This window comes from Bradyrhizobium sp. CCGE-LA001, from assembly GCF_000296215.2.
GTDB lineage: Bacteria > Pseudomonadota > Alphaproteobacteria > Rhizobiales > Xanthobacteraceae > Bradyrhizobium.
Genome location: NZ_CP013949.1, coordinates 4,989,504 through 5,004,048, shown reverse-complemented (window position 1 = coordinate 5,004,048; position 14,545 = coordinate 4,989,504). Strand labels below are relative to the sequence as shown.

General features: G+C 64.9%; 16 protein-coding genes. 9 read left to right on the top strand and 7 right to left on the bottom strand.

Going from position 1 to position 14,545, the window contains the following annotated elements; all coding sequences use genetic code 11:
• Window position 1 precedes the first annotated feature (1 nt).
• On the bottom strand, window positions 2-340 hold the full coding sequence (gene yidD, locus BCCGELA001_RS23400; RefSeq protein ID WP_060736416.1) for a membrane protein insertion efficiency factor YidD: 339 nt from the start codon (window positions 338-340) through the stop codon (window positions 2-4).
• A 242-nt stretch (window positions 341-582) separates the two neighbouring features.
• Here yidD and BCCGELA001_RS23395 point away from each other — a divergent pair, with 242 nt between their 5' ends.
• On the top strand, window positions 583-1,491 hold the full coding sequence (locus tag BCCGELA001_RS23395; RefSeq protein ID WP_008549781.1) for a hypothetical protein: 909 nt from the start codon (window positions 583-585) through the stop codon (window positions 1,489-1,491).
• 115 nt (window positions 1,492-1,606) lie between these two features.
• Here the strand turns inward: BCCGELA001_RS23395 and BCCGELA001_RS23390 are convergent, their stop codons facing one another.
• Window positions 1,607-2,062 (bottom strand): iron-sulfur cluster assembly scaffold protein, encoded by a 456-nt coding sequence (locus tag BCCGELA001_RS23390; RefSeq protein ID WP_008549779.1) that lies wholly within the window; start codon window positions 2,060-2,062, stop codon window positions 1,607-1,609.
• Between the two features lie 253 nt (window positions 2,063-2,315).
• On the opposite strand from BCCGELA001_RS23390, the gene folE reads away from it, so the two are divergent.
• The 4 genes from folE to BCCGELA001_RS23370 all read left to right on the top strand — a co-directional run bounded on the left by folE (window position 2,316) and on the right by BCCGELA001_RS23370 (window position 6,101).
• The gene (gene folE, locus BCCGELA001_RS23385; protein ID WP_008549777.1) at window positions 2,316-3,008 is read left to right on the top strand and encodes a GTP cyclohydrolase I FolE; all 693 of its coding nucleotides are present in this window, start codon (window positions 2,316-2,318) and stop codon (window positions 3,006-3,008) included.
• A 30-nt stretch (window positions 3,009-3,038) separates the two neighbouring features.
• A complete protein-coding gene (gene hisI, locus BCCGELA001_RS23380) occupies window positions 3,039-3,461 on the top strand; it encodes a phosphoribosyl-AMP cyclohydrolase (RefSeq protein ID WP_060736415.1) in 423 nt (140 codons plus the stop codon).
• Window positions 3,462-3,666: 205 nt separating this feature from the next.
• Window positions 3,667-4,728 carry a transglycosylase SLT domain-containing protein gene (locus BCCGELA001_RS23375; protein WP_060736414.1) on the top strand — a complete coding sequence of 354 codons (1,062 nt, stop codon included), beginning with the start codon at window positions 3,667-3,669 and terminating at the stop codon, window positions 4,726-4,728.
• Window positions 4,729-4,925: 197 nt separating this feature from the next.
• Complete coding sequence (locus BCCGELA001_RS23370) at window positions 4,926-6,101, top strand: DUF2336 domain-containing protein (RefSeq protein WP_060736413.1); 1,176 nt, start codon at window positions 4,926-4,928, stop codon at window positions 6,099-6,101.
• 157 nt (window positions 6,102-6,258) lie between these two features.
• On the opposite strand, the gene BCCGELA001_RS23365 is transcribed toward BCCGELA001_RS23370, so the two are convergent.
• The 3 genes from BCCGELA001_RS23365 to BCCGELA001_RS23355 all read right to left on the bottom strand — a co-directional run bounded on the left by BCCGELA001_RS23365 (window position 6,259) and on the right by BCCGELA001_RS23355 (window position 8,287).
• Window positions 6,259-6,837: an Hpt domain-containing protein gene (locus tag BCCGELA001_RS23365; protein WP_008549763.1), complete on the bottom strand. Its 579-nt coding sequence runs from the start codon at window positions 6,835-6,837 to the stop codon at window positions 6,259-6,261.
• A 28-nt stretch (window positions 6,838-6,865) separates the two neighbouring features.
• Entirely contained in the window at window positions 6,866-7,411 is a 546-nt protein-coding gene (locus BCCGELA001_RS23360) for a response regulator (RefSeq protein WP_008549760.1), read from the bottom strand.
• A 96-nt stretch (window positions 7,412-7,507) separates the two neighbouring features.
• A complete protein-coding gene (locus BCCGELA001_RS23355; protein WP_008549758.1) occupies window positions 7,508-8,287 on the bottom strand; it encodes an NAD kinase in 780 nt (259 codons plus the stop codon).
• 229 nt (window positions 8,288-8,516) lie between these two features.
• Between BCCGELA001_RS23355 and BCCGELA001_RS23350 the strand changes: the two genes are divergently transcribed.
• Window positions 8,517-10,070 carry a S10 family peptidase gene (locus BCCGELA001_RS23350; RefSeq protein ID WP_008549757.1) on the top strand — a complete coding sequence of 518 codons (1,554 nt, stop codon included), beginning with the start codon at window positions 8,517-8,519 and terminating at the stop codon, window positions 10,068-10,070.
• Here the strand turns inward: BCCGELA001_RS23350 and BCCGELA001_RS23345 are convergent.
• Together BCCGELA001_RS23345 and BCCGELA001_RS23340 are read right to left on the bottom strand one after the other, a co-directional pair.
• The gene (locus tag BCCGELA001_RS23345; RefSeq protein WP_008549755.1) at window positions 10,057-11,445 is read right to left on the bottom strand and encodes a serine hydrolase domain-containing protein; all 1,389 of its coding nucleotides are present in this window, start codon (window positions 11,443-11,445) and stop codon (window positions 10,057-10,059) included. The two genes, BCCGELA001_RS23350 and BCCGELA001_RS23345, sit on opposite strands and share 14 nt — an antisense overlap.
• A 103-nt stretch (window positions 11,446-11,548) precedes the next feature.
• Window positions 11,549-12,091 carry a tetratricopeptide repeat protein gene (locus tag BCCGELA001_RS23340; protein WP_060736412.1) on the bottom strand — a complete coding sequence of 181 codons (543 nt, stop codon included), beginning with the start codon at window positions 12,089-12,091 and terminating at the stop codon, window positions 11,549-11,551.
• A 253-nt stretch (window positions 12,092-12,344) separates the two neighbouring features.
• Between BCCGELA001_RS23340 and BCCGELA001_RS23335 the strand changes: the two genes are divergently transcribed.
• The 3 genes from BCCGELA001_RS23335 (at window position 12,345) to BCCGELA001_RS23325 (ending at window position 14,328) form a co-directional block, all read left to right on the top strand.
• Window positions 12,345-12,728, top strand: a complete 384-nt coding sequence (locus BCCGELA001_RS23335; RefSeq protein ID WP_008549751.1) for a His-rich protein BRANT — start codon at window positions 12,345-12,347, stop codon at window positions 12,726-12,728.
• A gap of 210 nt (window positions 12,729-12,938) precedes the next feature.
• Window positions 12,939-13,334, top strand: coding sequence for a hypothetical protein (locus BCCGELA001_RS23330; RefSeq protein ID WP_060737792.1), 396 nt, complete (start codon window positions 12,939-12,941; stop codon window positions 13,332-13,334).
• A gap of 286 nt (window positions 13,335-13,620) precedes the next feature.
• The gene (locus tag BCCGELA001_RS23325) at window positions 13,621-14,328 is read left to right on the top strand and encodes an outer membrane protein (RefSeq protein WP_008549748.1); all 708 of its coding nucleotides are present in this window, start codon (window positions 13,621-13,623) and stop codon (window positions 14,326-14,328) included.
• Window positions 14,329-14,545: the final 217 nt, after the last annotated feature.

The window sequence follows — 14,545 nt, the reverse complement described above, 5'->3', positions numbered from 1 at the left end:
CTCAGGATGAGTTGACCCCGCGCCAGCGGCCGTAGCGCCAGGGCAGATACCAGCGCGCGCCCTGCGGGGGTGTCAGCGGCACGTTGTCGATGCCGGATGTGCCGAAGGGATTGCACCGCAGCAGACGCGCCAGCGTCATCCATCCCCCGCCCCAGAGTCCGAACCGTTCGATCGCTTCGTCGCCATAGACCGAGCAGGTCGGCAGGTGCCGGCAGTTGTAGCCGACGAGGGGGGACAGCGTGTGCCGATAGAGCCAGATCAGCGCACGACCGAATCTGCGCGGGAGCCGAAGTGCGCCCGCGACGGGAGTGGAACAGTGCTCGCAGACTGAATGCTTCATGTGCGCTTTGCTGCGATCATGGGCGATGCATTGCTCGGTTCCGATGCAGGGAACAGCAAGCTGTTGTTTTCGCGCCATATTTTCCGTGCTTTTTGGGAGCACTGCAGCAAGTCCGTGTAGACGAGCTGTATTCCCCCGGATACCATTTTTATGACACTCGTGAAAACATACGACTGTATGATGGACTCATCGAGCGCGAAGCGGGGATAATTGCGCCAAATGGGCTTGGGGAAGGGATCAGTTTGAAACTTCTGACGTCGCTCAACCTTCGCGGCTGGTTGCTGGTGGGAACCGCCGTTTGTGGAGTCGCGCTGGCTGGTGCCGTCGCGACATTCGGGTCGTCGGCCCGGGCGGGTAGCGCTCTCGAAGAGCGCAAGCTGCCGATGAAGTTCAATTGGGTTGCCTGTGAGCCGAACTGCCGTGGCTGGGTCAGCGCGGTCGGCATCATCACCGCCGATACGCCGAAGGACTTCGAGGAGTTTTCCCGCGGACGCCAGCTCGGCGGTGCCACCGTGGTGCTCGATTCCAGCGGCGGTTCGGTCAATGATGCGATCACCCTCGGTCGGCGCTTCCGCAATCTCGGCCTCCTGACGACGGTCGGCATCAGCCTCCAGAACCGCGGCGGGCAAGGCGCCCGTCCGGCGGTCGCGCCCCAAGCCTATTGCGAATCCATGTGCGTGTTCCTGCTGCTGGCCGGCAAGAAGCGCTACGTGCCGGAAGCCGCTCACGTCCGGGTGCATCAGATCTGGATGGGCGATCGCGCCGACGATGCGAAGGCTGCGAGCTACAGCGCGCAGGACCTGATGATCGTGGAACGCGATATCGGCCGGCTCGCCAAATACACCTTCGACATGGGCGGCACCGGTGATCTCTTGTCGCTCGCGCTCAGCGTGCCGCCGTGGGAGGATCTGCACCGGCTCGACGCCGGCGAGCTCAAGCTCACCAACGTCGTGACGACGGATCTCGTGGCCGACGTCCTGCCGCACGTGGACATCTCAGCGCCGGCAGTGGCGGAGCTTGCACCGAAGACGCAGGCGAGGTTCGGCACGGAACCGGAGCAGGCGCAGCCTGCGAAATCGACCAAGACCGCGGAAGCCTTGGTGCCCACGGGCGGGGTGGCGGCCCCGGCTACACCAGCGCCGCAGAAGTAAGTTCTAAAATCTCGATCGTCGTTCCGGGGGCGCGCAGCGCGAACCCGGAACCTCCCCCTGCGATCTCCGGATTCCGGGTTCGTCGCTTTGCAACACCCCGGAATGACGTGGGTGTTCAGCCCTGCGCTGCCGCCGGCTGCTTCGCCTTGGCTTCGATCTGACCGATGGCATCGACCACGGCGTCGAAGGTGAGCAGCGTCGAGGCATGCCGCGCCTTGTAGTCGCGAACCGGCTCGAGGAACTTGATCTCTTCCCATTTGCCTTCAGGAGGGGCGCCGTTCTCCTTCAGCATCTTGCGAACGGTTTCGCGTAACTCACGGAGTTCGCTCGCAGTCGAGCCGACCACGTGACTTGCCATGATGGATGAGGAGGCCTGTCCGAGTGCGCAGGCCTTCACGTCATGGGCGAAGTCGGTGACGGTGTCCCCGTTCATCTTGAGGTCGACCTTCACGGTCGAGCCGCACAGCTTGGAGTGGGCCGTGGCGGAGGCGTCGGGGGTCGACAGCCGTCCGAGGCGCGGAATATTCCCGGCCAGTTCGATGATCCGCTTGTTGTAGATGTCGTTCAGCATGTGATGGAGTCCAACACGTCCACGCCCGCTTCCGGGCCGGATCGGCCTTGGCGGGCGCCGTTCACGGTCCTATATAGGAACGGAACTGGCGGAAAAATAGTCCAGCGATGCGGCGGCAGTGATCCGGATGCTGCGCTGTCGACGTTGTGACTCAGGACCTTCCGCCGATCCTTGTTCTGTTCAGGCGTCCGGCGGCTTGCCGCCCCGTCTGCCGGTGACACTCCGGCCTTTGAGGCCGTCGAACGGAGTCGATATGGACGCTGCGATCAAATCCATCCGCCCCAACAAGCCCTCCGACCGGCAGCCCGAGAGCCGCCCGGCCGAGCTCGATCCCGCCGAATTCCTCGCGGCCGCCGTCCGCGCCGACCAGCCGCGCCCGGCCCGTGCCGAGGCGGAAGCGGCGGTGAAGACGCTGCTCGCCTATATCGGCGAGAACACCGAGCGCGAGGGCTTGCTCGATACGCCGCGCCGCGTGGTCGAGGCCTTCGACGAGCTTTATCAGGGCTATCACCAATGCCCGGCCGAGGTCCTGGACCGCACTTTCGGCGAGACCGCCGGCTATGATGATTTCGTCCTGGTGCGCGACATCGAGTTCACCTCGCAATGCGAGCATCACATGATGCCGTTCTACGGCAAGGCACATATCGCCTATACGCCGGTGGAGCGCGTCGTCGGCCTGTCCAAGCTCGCGCGGCTGACCGACATCTTCGCCCGCCGGCTTCAGACCCAGGAGCATCTGACGGCGCAGATCGCGGCTGCCATCGACGAGATCCTCAAGCCGCGCGGCGTCGCGGTGCTGATCGAGGCCGAGCATACCTGCATGTCGGTGCGCGGCGTCGCCAAGCATGGTGCCTCCACCTTCACCAGCCGTTTCACCGGCATGTTCCGCGACAATCCGGCAGAGCAGGCCCGTTTCCTGTCCCTGGTGCGAGGCCTCCAGCGCTGACCTCGCGCAGTTAGGCCCGCGAGGTCGCCTGTGTCCGCTCACTCCCATGAGATCGAGGAAGGGTTGTCCTTCCAGCCGCGCTTCGACGCCAGCGGCCTCGTGACCTGCGTCGCGACCGACGTCGCGAGCGGCGACGTGCTCATGGTCGCCCACATGAACGAGGAGGCGCTGCGCAAGACGATTGCCACGGGCGAGGCCTGGTACTTCAGCCGTTCGCGCAATGCGTTGTGGCGAAAAGGTGAGACGTCAGGTCAGACCCAGCGCGTGGTCGAGATGCGCACCGATTGCGACCAGGACGCGGTCTGGATCCGCGTCGAGCAGATCGGCGCGGCCTGCCACACCGGGCGGCGGTCGTGCTTCTACCGCAAGGTCGAGGAAGCGGGCGGGGGAGCGAAGCTGGTCTTCGCCGATGCCGAGCGGCTGTTCGATCCCAGCGACGTCTACAAGAAATAGCTCTCGGTCATTCCGGGGCGCGCGCAGCGCGAGCCACAGTGTGCAATTGCGCACCTGAGAATCAATCGTGCAGCATCAGGCGCGGTGGAATGGATTCCGGGCTCGCACCTACGGTGCGCCCCGAACGACTCGGGGGAGGGGCCGACCCCCCGTATTAACCCCGCATTAACCATACCTGTCCCACGGTAGACGACAGGGTGCCGAATTGCCGGCGCCGCTCAATGCCGCGCGGGGCGGGCACCTCATCATGTCGGTCGACAATTTCAGTGCGACGCGGACGGCGGGCCTCGATCCGACGCGCGCGCGCGTCGCCGGTGCCATCAAGCAGGCCTCGAACGTTTCCGGCGTCAGCTTCCAGTACATGCTGACCACGGCCAAGATGGAATCGGACTTCAATCCGACGGCCTCCGCCACCACCTCGTCCGCGCAGGGACTCTATCAGTTCATCGACCAGACCTGGCTCGGCACAGTGAAGGAGGCAGGTCCCCAACTCGGCTACGGCAACTACGCCGACGCCATCACCAGGACCTCGTCGGGCACCTACACCGTCGATGATCCCGTGAAGAAGCGCTCGATCATGAAGTTGCGCGATGATCCCGAGGCGGCATCGAGCATGGCCGCGGCGCTGACGCAGTCCAACAGCTTCAAGCTCACCGGCCTGCTCGGGCGCAGGCCGAGCGACAGCGAGCTCTACATGGCCCATTTCATGGGCGTTGGCGGCGCCGCGAAACTGATCGCCAATGCCGAGGACAATCCGCAGGCCGTCGGTGCGCGGCTGTTTCCCAACGCGGCCGCCGCCAACCGTTCGATCTTCTACGCCAGGGACGGTAGCGCCCGCAGCGTCTCGGAAGTCTATTCGGTACTGGATGCGCGTTACGCCAGCGCAGCAAACGCGAAATCGACGCGCAGCGCGATGGCGATGTATGGCGATACGCCCTCGACCACGCAGGTCGCGAGCGCCAGTGGCGTGCAGCCGACCGCGCCGGTGATCGACAACGCCGCCTATCTCCAGACCTTCCCGAATACGCGCGCGGCAACGCCCGTCAGCGCGACGGCGCCGACGAGCCTCGCCGACAATGCGCCGAGCGCACCGGTATTTCGCTCGATCTACCAGCCCGGCGACGCCACCCAGCCGGTCTCGACCACCGTGCAGAAATTATGGGGCAACAACGCCTCACTGACATCAGTCGCCTCCGCGACGCCGGATGTCCGCCCGCCGCAACCGCTCGATCTCTTCAGCGATCGCAGCGGCACATTCTCGAGCTGATATTCTCAGCGGAACACCGCTCTCGTGGCCCGGACGCGCTGCAACGCGTACACACGTGGCGGGCTTTGTTCCCTTAACAAAACGTCAATGAAACCAGCCTGTTATGGTGAACGCTTTGTTAAGCGTCGTGGTTTATTTTGTGTTGCAGGTGACGAGCCGTCACCATTTTTCCGTTCGTTGTGTAAGCCGGAAGCAGCATGATTGTTCGGCAGTTCATCAATTGGATCAGGACGGCATCCGCCGGTGAGCGGGCCGAGGCGACGCGGGCATTGGCCCGGGCCTGGCTGATCTCAGACCTTTCTCACGACGATCGCCTTGCCGCCGAAGGCGCGCTTCTGATGCTGCTCGACGATCCCTCGCCCCTAGTGCGGCAGGCGATGGCCGAGGCGTTTGCGCGTAGCATGGATGCGCCGCCGGCGATCGTACGGGCGCTGTCGGCGGACCAGCCGACCGTCGCGCTCCCCGTGCTCGAACATTCTCCGCTCCTGATCGACGCCGATCTCGTCGACATCGTCGCGACCGGCAATGACGAGGTGCAATGCGCGGTCGCTCGTCGCATCGCGCTGCCCGTGTCGGTCTGCGCCGCCATCGCCGAGGTCGGCTGTGCGGCTGCGGCGCTGGAGCTCATCGAAAACCCCCACGCCGAGCTCGCCCCGTTCTCCTGGAATCGCATCGTCGAGCGTCACGGCCATCTCGCCGCGATCCGCGAGGCGATGCTGATGCTGGACGAGCTGCCGGCCGCGACGCGCGCGGCGCTGGTGGCCAAGCTGTCGGAGACGCTGGCCCAGTTCGTCGTCGCCCGCAACTGGCTGAGCGCCGACCGCGCCGAGCGTATCACGGTCGAGGCGCGCGACCGCTCAACCATGAACATCGCGGCGCGCTCGCGCGGCGAGGACATGCAGGGGCTGGTGCATCATCTGCGCGTCACCGGCCAGCTGACCGCTGGTCTCATTCTGCGCGCGTTGCTGTCGAGCAATCTCGACCTGTTCGATGCGGCGCTGGCCGAGCTCGCCGATGTGCCGCTGGCGCGCGTCTCGGCGCTGCTGCATGACCGCGGCGGCAATAGCCTGCACGCGTTGCTTCGCCGCGCCGGGTTGCCCGAGGCGACGTTCGCGGCATTCCAGGTTGCGCTGGATGCCTGCCACGAGCAGGGCTTCGTCGACAGCGACGATGGCGCGGCGCGGCTGCGCCGGCGCATGGTCGAGCGCGTGCTGACCCATTGCGAGACCGATCGCGGCGCCACCGAGCCGCTGATGGTCCTGCTCCGTCGCTTCGCCACCGAATCCGCGCGCGAAGAGGCGCGGCTGTTCTGCGACGAGCTGGTTGCCGATGATGCGATCGATCCGGTTTATGACGATCTGATCGCGGCGTGACGAGACGCCGTAGGGTGGGCAAAGGCGCGAAGCGCCGTGCCCACGATCTTCCGTGCAGTTCATGTTGATTGGTGGGCACGCTTCCGCTTTGCCCACCCTACGAATTCGGTCCGTGGCGATAGAGCGGGAATCGCAATGACGAGAGGAGAGAGCCTTGCTATTCCGCCGGGGCGATGCTCGGCGCCAGGATCACCTCGAGGTGCTCGGGGCGGTCGCGGTTGACGTGGGCGAGATATTCGTCGGCGACCTTGCGCAGGCGCCGGCTGAGCTCGGCGGAGACGCTGATACTGTCGAGCCTGGTGTTCTCGTGCACGATGGCGAGGATCGCGTTGATGTGGTGCGTGAACAGCTCGGCCGGCACTTTCGAAAGGTCAGGCGCATGCTCGATGACGCGGCAAAGGCTCTCGGCGATTCCCGCTGCCGACGGGAAGCCGAACGTCGCCGCATCGCCCTTGATGTCGTGCGCGGCGTGAAACAGCTCGTCGCGCAGCGTCTTGCCGAAGCCGTCCTGCTGCACGGCAGCCCAGGCAGCCGATAGTCTCTGGACCTCGATCGTCATCCAGTCCTTGAACTCGCCGGACAGGCCCGCCAGCGCCTGCTCGGCGCGGGCGACCGGATCGTCCATGTCCTTTCCCTCGACCCGGCGCAGGACCTTGCGCAGCGGATTGGGCTGCGTGATGACGTGATGCGTGGCGAAGGCCTTGACCTCGATGTCCTTTGCGCTGTTCTTCGCCATGATGCCTGCCTCGTCTGAAGACGTTGCGCTAGATGGAGGAGCGGGCCTTGTCGAGCAGCGAGGGCTGCTGCAGCACCTCGTGCTTTTCGCCGACGCGGCGCTCCGGGCCCATATAGGCGGAGTTGGTGTTGCGGCGCCGGTCCGGGCCGAAATACGTCTTGGTCTTGATGAAGGGGCGGGGATTGGCGACCACGTTGAGGATGCGCTGATAGAGCCCCTTGGCCGAGATCGGCTTGGCCAGGAATTCGGTGACGCCGGCATCGCGCGCCACCGTCACGCGGCGCTTCTCGGAATGGCCGGTCAGCATGATGATCGGTGCGTAGGGATTGCCCTTCGATTCCGGCTGCCGGATCATCTGTGCGAGCTCGAGCCCGTCGAAGATCGGCATCGCCCAGTCGGTGATGACGATGTCGGGCACGTAATGGCTGTACATTTCCAGCGCGGTGGCACCGTCCTCGGCCTCGTAAACCTCGCGTGCGCCGAACGAATGCAGCAGCGTCCGCAGGATGCGGCGCATGTGCGGATTGTCGTCGCAGACGAGAAAGCGCAGCTTGTTGAAGTCGATACGAAACATGACGCCCGGGCCAAAGCGGTCAACCTTCGTTAACCATATCGTGCCGGGGGTTAACGAAGGGTTGCGATCGGGCTTTGGGAGGGGTTGGTCGGCGGCTCAGTAGCCGAACTGCTCGCGCAGGATCCGCTCTTCCAGGCTGTGGCCGGGGTCGAACAACATCCGCATCGAAATGCTCTTGTCCGAGAGCACCTCGACCCGCCGGACCCTGCGCACTTCCTCGTGGTCGGCGACCGCCGCCACCGGGCGCTTGTCGTCTTCCAGCACCTCGATCACGACATAGGCGGTATTGGGCAGCAGGGCGCCGCGCCAGCGCCGCGGCCGGAAGGCGCTGATCGGTGTCAGGGCCAACAGGGCGGCGTTGATCGGCAGGATCGGACCTTGGGCGGAGAGGTTGTAGGCAGTCGAGCCGGCCGGCGTCGCCACGATGATGCCGTCGGCGATCAGCTCGGGCATGCGCTCGCGCTCGTCGATCAGGATCCGCAAGCGGGCCGCCTGGGATGTCTGGCGGAACAGGTAGACCTCGTTGATGGCGTGGTGCAGGTGAACGCGGTCATTGACGTCGGTCGCGCGCATCAGGAGCGGATTGATCTCGGATTCATGCGCGGTCTCGAGCCGTTGGCGCAGATCGTGCGTCGAGTACTCGTTCATCAGGAAGCCGACCGTGCCGCGGTGCATGCCGTAGATCGGCTTTCCGGTACGCATGTGGTGGTGCAGCGTCTGGAGCATCAGCCCGTCGCCGCCGAGCGCGACCACGACGTCGGCCTCGTCAGGATCGCAATTGCCATATTGCCCGGTGAGCTGGCCGAAAGCGGCCTGGGCCTCGCTGCTCGGGCTGGCGACGAAGGCAATCTTGTCGTATCGCGAGGACTTGGTCATGGCTTCCCAGGCAGGTGCCGCTGGCTCGAGTAAGTTCCGCCGCGCTCGTCTATACGAGGTGGGCTGCCATTGTCGAGGACGACCACCGTTCAAGGCAAATGGCGACCGCCGGATCCCGGGAGAAATCCAGGGCGTTTCGAGCCTGATCGGGCTCGATCCCCCAAACCGTCGCAATTCCGCGCTATCTTCCCGTCCTCACCGGCTCTCCCAGCCGGCAGGGAGCACGATCATGGCCACCAATCTGCCGATGCTCTGCCGCGCGACCCTGGTGCTGGCGGTGTCGGCCTTGATGTTCTCAGGATTTGCGCACGCGGACGATCCGCAGCCGCGCGCCGAGACGACGGCGCCGACCGGACAGAAAGGCGGACGCGGCAGCGCAGCGCAAAGTTCATCCTCGACCGCCGAGCTGCACCGTCTGCCGCCGGATTCCACCACGAAGCAGACGCTTGATCTGCCCGGCCGCACCCTCAATTTCGCCGCCACTGCGGGCTCGATCCGCGTGTTCGACGGCAAGGGCGAACCGCTCGCCGACATCGCTTACACATCCTACGCGCTCGATGGGGCCGACCGCGCCACGCGCCCGGTGACGTTCCTGTTCAACGGCGGGCCGGGCGCGTCCTCGGCCTGGCTCCAGTTCGGCGCCGCGGGACCCTGGCGGCTGCCGTTCGATGGCGACTCGTTGTCTCCATCGGCCTCGCCCGAGGTGAAGCCGAACGCCGAGACCTGGCTCGACTTCACTGACCTCGTCTTCATCGATCCGGTCAGCACCGGCTATAGCCGGTTCGTCGCCAGCGGCGAGGACGCGCGCAAATCGTTCTATTCGGTCGATGGCGACGCCAATGCGATCGCGCTCGTGATCCGGCGTTGGCTCGAGAAGCACGATCGGCTGGTCTCGCCCAAATACGTCGCGGGCGAGAGCTATGGCGGCATTCGCGGACCGAAGGTCGTACGCCAGTTGCAGCTCCAGCACGGTGTGGGCGTCAGGGGATTGATCCTGGTCTCACCCCTGTTCGACTTCCGCGAGTTCACCGGCACGAGCCTCCTCCAATATGTCGCGACGCTGCCGAGCTATGTCGGGGTGGCGCGCGAGGCCAAGGGTCCGGTCAAGCGCGCCGATCTCGCCGATGTCGAGGCTTACGCGCGCGGTGAATTTCTGGCCGACCTCGTCAAGGGCGAGGCGGACAAGGAGGCGACCAATCGCCTCGCCGACAAGGTCGCCGAGCTCACCGGGATCGACCAGGCCGTGAGCCGCCGGCTCGCCGGCCGTTTCGACGTGGGCGAATTCCGCCGCGAATTCGATCGCAAGAACGGCAAGGTGACGGGACGTTACGATGGTTCCGTGCGCGGCTTCGATCCCTATCCGGATTCCAGCAGCTCACGCTTCGGCGATCCTTCCGGCGATGCGCTCCAGGCGCCGCTGACGAGCGCGGCGGTCGATGTGCTCACGCGTAAGCTCAACTGGCGGCCGGACGGCTCGTATGAAGTGCTGAACGGCTCCGTGGAAAGCCATTGGGATTTCGGCCGCGGCATCAACCCGCCGCAATCGGTGTCCGAGCTGCGCCAGATTCTCGCCACCGATGCGAAGCTGAGCGTGCTGGTCACGCACGGCCTGTTCGATCTCGCCACGCCTTATTTCGGATCGAAGCGGGTGCTGGACCAGCTGCCCGCCTTTGCGACCCAGCGCGTGAAATTCGTGGTCTATCCCGGCGGCCACATGTTCTATTCGCGCGACGGCTCACGGCAGGCGCTCCGGAACGAGGTAGAAACTCTCATTCGGGAATAGGCCGCCGCTTGCGCGGCGGGTACCGGTGCGCGATCTCGCGCGACACGACACGCTCCGGCTTCACATTGGCACCTGCGATCCAGATGCTACCGACCTTGCCGCGCTTGTCGCGCACGCGGCGGACGGGCTCGCCGTGGCTGGAATAGCCGGCAGCCCAGGCGAGCTTGCCGGTGTCGCGGCCAGTGACCTCGATCTCGGCGGCATCCATGAAGGGGTTGTTGAATTGCGGGTTGGCGACGAGCACGCGGTTGCCCGCAGGCACGAGATCGCTGGCCCCCCAGATCGTCCACCAGCGGCCGGTCCAGTCGCGCGTGCGCCGGTCCGGCGCGCCGCGGGTGTTGAAGACGCGCAGGATCTGCATCGCGCCGTCCATCCAGAACGGTGCCGCGCCGTCGATGGAGTTGCTGAGGATGCTGATCGCAAGCTCGCAAGAAGGTATGGCGCAGGTCCGGGAAATATAGCCCTGGAATCCGCCGCTATGGCCGAACCAGTCCCAGCCGTCGGTCTTGCCGGCATTGACGCCGAGGCCGTAATAGACCTCGAAGCTCTGCGGGATGCGCCAATGGTGGCGCGTCATCTCGCGGCGGCTCGCGGCCATGAGCACGCTCTTCTTCGCATTGGGCGCAAGCTGCGCGAAGAAGCGGGCGGTATCTCCGGCGGTCGCAACGAAGCCCGCAGCAGATGCCATGGTCTGCGCGGGATTGTCGCCGGGGATCACGCATCGCTCGCCGAACGGCAGCTTTCGGGTATGGCCGCGCGCGAACGGCGTGCCTTTGGCAAGCGGTGCATTGGGCTCGGTCTCACGCAAGCCGGTCGGCTCGATGATCTCGCGCTTGATCCAGACCGGGTAGGGCTCCTTGGTCACGGCTTCGATCACGAGGCCGATCAGGGCAAAGCCGTGATTGGAATATTTGAAGCGCGTGCCGGGCTCGATCGCGGTCGGCAGCTTCAATTCCGCGAGCAACTCCTCCGCGTTCAGATACGGACGATTGTCGATGAACTGGCCGGAATCGGCGCCGTCGCGCGTCAATCCCGCGCTGTGCGAAAGCACCTGCGCGATCGTCGTCTCGGCGACGCGCGGATTGAGGCCGCCGACATATTGACCGATGGGGTCGTCGAGCCGGAGCTTGCGTTGCTCGCGCAGCTTCATGATGCCGGCGGAGGTGAAGCTCTTCGAGTGCGAGGCGATGCGGAAACGATGACGCGGGGTGAGCTTCTCGCCCGTGTCGAGATCGGCGAGGCCGAACGCATGCTCGGCGACGACCTCGCCGCGATGGGCGAACGCGACAATGACGCCCGGCTGCTGCAACGTCCTCTGTTGGTATTCGATCCAGGAGCCGATGTAGTCGATCGCGGATCGCAGCCACTTGTCCATTGCGCACCAATTTGCGGGGGAAGGTGCGCGAAGCTAGCCGAGAAAGCGGAAGGGGCACAACCCAAAGGTTGTGCCCGTTCCTTCGAACGCAACGAGGCGATCGTCAGTAGACCAGCGTCGCGCCGGTCGGCTTGTCGAGCGCAGCGGCGAGCGAGCGGTACTCGGAGCTGTCGGTGCCGGCGAGCGAGGCGATCTTGTTCAGGTGATATTGCGCCTGTTCGCGGTTGCCCTGCTCAAGCTGCCAGAGGCCGTAATACTGCCAGGTGCGGACGTGGTTTGGATCGTCCTTCAGCGCCAGCTCGTAATAGGCCTTCGACGACTGGTAGTCGCCGAGCTTGCGATAGGAGTAGCCAATCAAATTGGCGACATCGGCGACGTCGTCGCGCTTGAGCGATTTCAGCTGGTCGATCGCGCCCGTGTAGTCGTGGCGGTCATAGATCGCGGTGTAGGCGGTGCGATAGGCCGCCAGGAATTTGGGATGGCTGATGGACGAGCTCTTCTTCTTCCCCTTCTTGGTCGAGCTGTCCGACTTCGGTGGCGGCGAGGGTTCGTCGCTGCCGGCGGCATAGGCGCTGGTCAGCATCGGCCCAGCCGCCAGCGCCATCGAGACCAGTCCCGGCACCAGAAGCATTGAGAGTCTGCGCATTGATGTTCTCCCGTATGGAACGTGGCGATCCTACACGATTGCCCGAAGACCGGAACACCTATGGGGCCAAAACATTCCCGCTTCGCACGATCTATTCGCCCCGTGGCGGATGACAACTTGTCATCGAGATGAACGGAAGCCTGCAATGGCCTTCAGAACGGGTTCAGTGCGCGGCCCCTAGGCTCCCACCCACGATCGAAGGGGTAGGCAAGAGGGCGCCGCTTCGAGATCCTTCCAAGAGAGGAGACCCACCATGTTGAAGACCATTTCCGCAGCCTTGCTCGCAGCCTCCGTGATCGCGGCCCCGGCGTTCGCGGCTGAGACTGGCAAGACCACCACGACCGCACCGGCGATCAAGGCGGACCAGAGCCAGACCAAGGCGGCGACCACTGCGGTCAAGCCCGAGGCCGGCATAAAGGCCGACGCCAAGGGCTCTGACATCAAGGGCTCCGACGTCAAGGCCGATGCCAAGGTCGACAGCAAGTCGAATGCGATGAACGCCAACGCCGCCGCGAAGCCCGACGAGCACAAGGCCGCAGGCAAGCATCGCCATGAGGACAAGCAGGTCTCCGAAAAGCAGTCGCAGAAGGCGCAGCCGGACGTGACCAAGCCGGCAACGACCGAGAAGCGCAACTGAGGCTGATCCCGCGCGGCGGCATCCCTGGCATTGCCCTGCCGCCGCGTGTGGAATTCAGGCCCGGTCCGCTCGCCACGTCTGGCGGCGGGCCGGTGCGCTGTTGCGTCGCTGGAGGCGAATTCCCTTCGCGCAGGCTTGGAGCTAAGAACGTCTTCGAGTCTGATCGAGCGGAGAGCGGGGCCTGTGGGGCGACTGGCGAGATGTGCGGTGATATTGGCGTTGCCGTTGGCGCTCGCGGCCTGTTTCGGCAGCGACACTGACCGGCCGTCGCTGTGGGGTGGGGGCCAAGCCGGAGGGCCGCAGCCGTTTCCCGATAATTTCCGCAGCGACACGCTCGCCCTGATGCGGACCTATCTCAACAACCCGGTCGGCGTGCGCGAGGCCAGCATGGCCGAGCCGGTGCAGCGCGAGGTTGGCGGGCGCCAGTTCTACGTGAGCTGTCTGCACTTCACCCCGCGCGAGACCGACGGCAGCTACAAGGGCATGCGCGAGCGGGCGGTGATCTTCGTCAACGGGCGGGCCGATCGGGTGGTCGATCGCACCAATGAGCTCTGTGCCGGCGCGGTTTACGCAGCCTTTCCGGAACTGGAAAAGATGACGCGGTAGCGCAAAGCCCGGCTTCATTCCCTCGTGCTGCGACAGACCGCGCCGGAGCCGCTGGATCACATTTTGGCGAGCTTTGAACTGGGTGATTTGGCCTTGCGACAAATGGTTACGGCAGGCCTCGCGCTGACGAAAAAAATAGTCGGGGCAGGCGGCAGGACGGAACAAAATCGCGTTGTTGCCGCCCCGTCACAGTAACGAACGATCAACGTTCCGGCATCGCCGCGAAGCAACCCAATTCAGGCCACGTTGTTTCCTGAGTGTCGTTTATGAAAGAACGGGGATGACTATGAGAAAGATTTTGCTCGGCGCAGTCGCTCTGCTGGCGCTGGCCGGACCGGCCGCAGCCGCCGACATGCAGCCGCGCCCTTACACCAAGGCGCCGGCCTATACGCCGCCGCAGGTGATTTACAATTGGACCGGTTTCTACATCGGCGGCCATGTCGGCGGCGCTTTCGCCGGCGACAGCAGCTTCCAGTCGAGCGACGCCCGCTTCCTCGGCGGCGTGCAAGGTGGCTTCGATTATCAGTTCGCACCCAATTGGGTGGTGGGTATCGAGGCTCAGTATTCCTGGCTGCCGACCAACAACAACGGTGTCACCTTCCCGCTGGGCACGCAGGTGACGTCCAACACCGACCAACTGGGCTCCGTGACTGGCCGCATCGGCTACACCTGGGGACCGACGCTGCTCTATGCCAAGGGTGGTTATGCCTGGCGCAATAACGGCCTTGGCGTGAACATCGCAGGCGTGCCTCAGGCCTTCACCACCACCGGCAACAGCAAGGACGGCTACACCGTCGGCGCCGGCCTCGAATACATGTTCGCGCCGAACTGGTCGGCCAAGGCCGAGTACCAGTATTACAATTTTGGCAGCACGACCTTCACCTCGGGTCCGGCGGACATCGTCGGTGTCCGCGGCCGGGAGGACGAGCATACCGCCAAGGTTGGCGTGAACTACCGCTTCGGATGGGGCGGTCCGGCGGCCTCGCGCTACTGACCGACGCCAACCTCCACGATCTGACAAAGGCCGGCTTCCCGCCGGCCTTTCGTTTGCCGGACGCTTGTGACCCGGCGCGTGTTTGCTTTGCGTGAACCATCTGGCGCGTCATTTGCTTGCAAACGATGCTGGCGCGCCTTCTCACGCGCGTCATGGGGGCCGAGGTAAAGTAAAAATAATTTTTGCGATTTACGGAACTCGCGCTCCGGAACGCGTT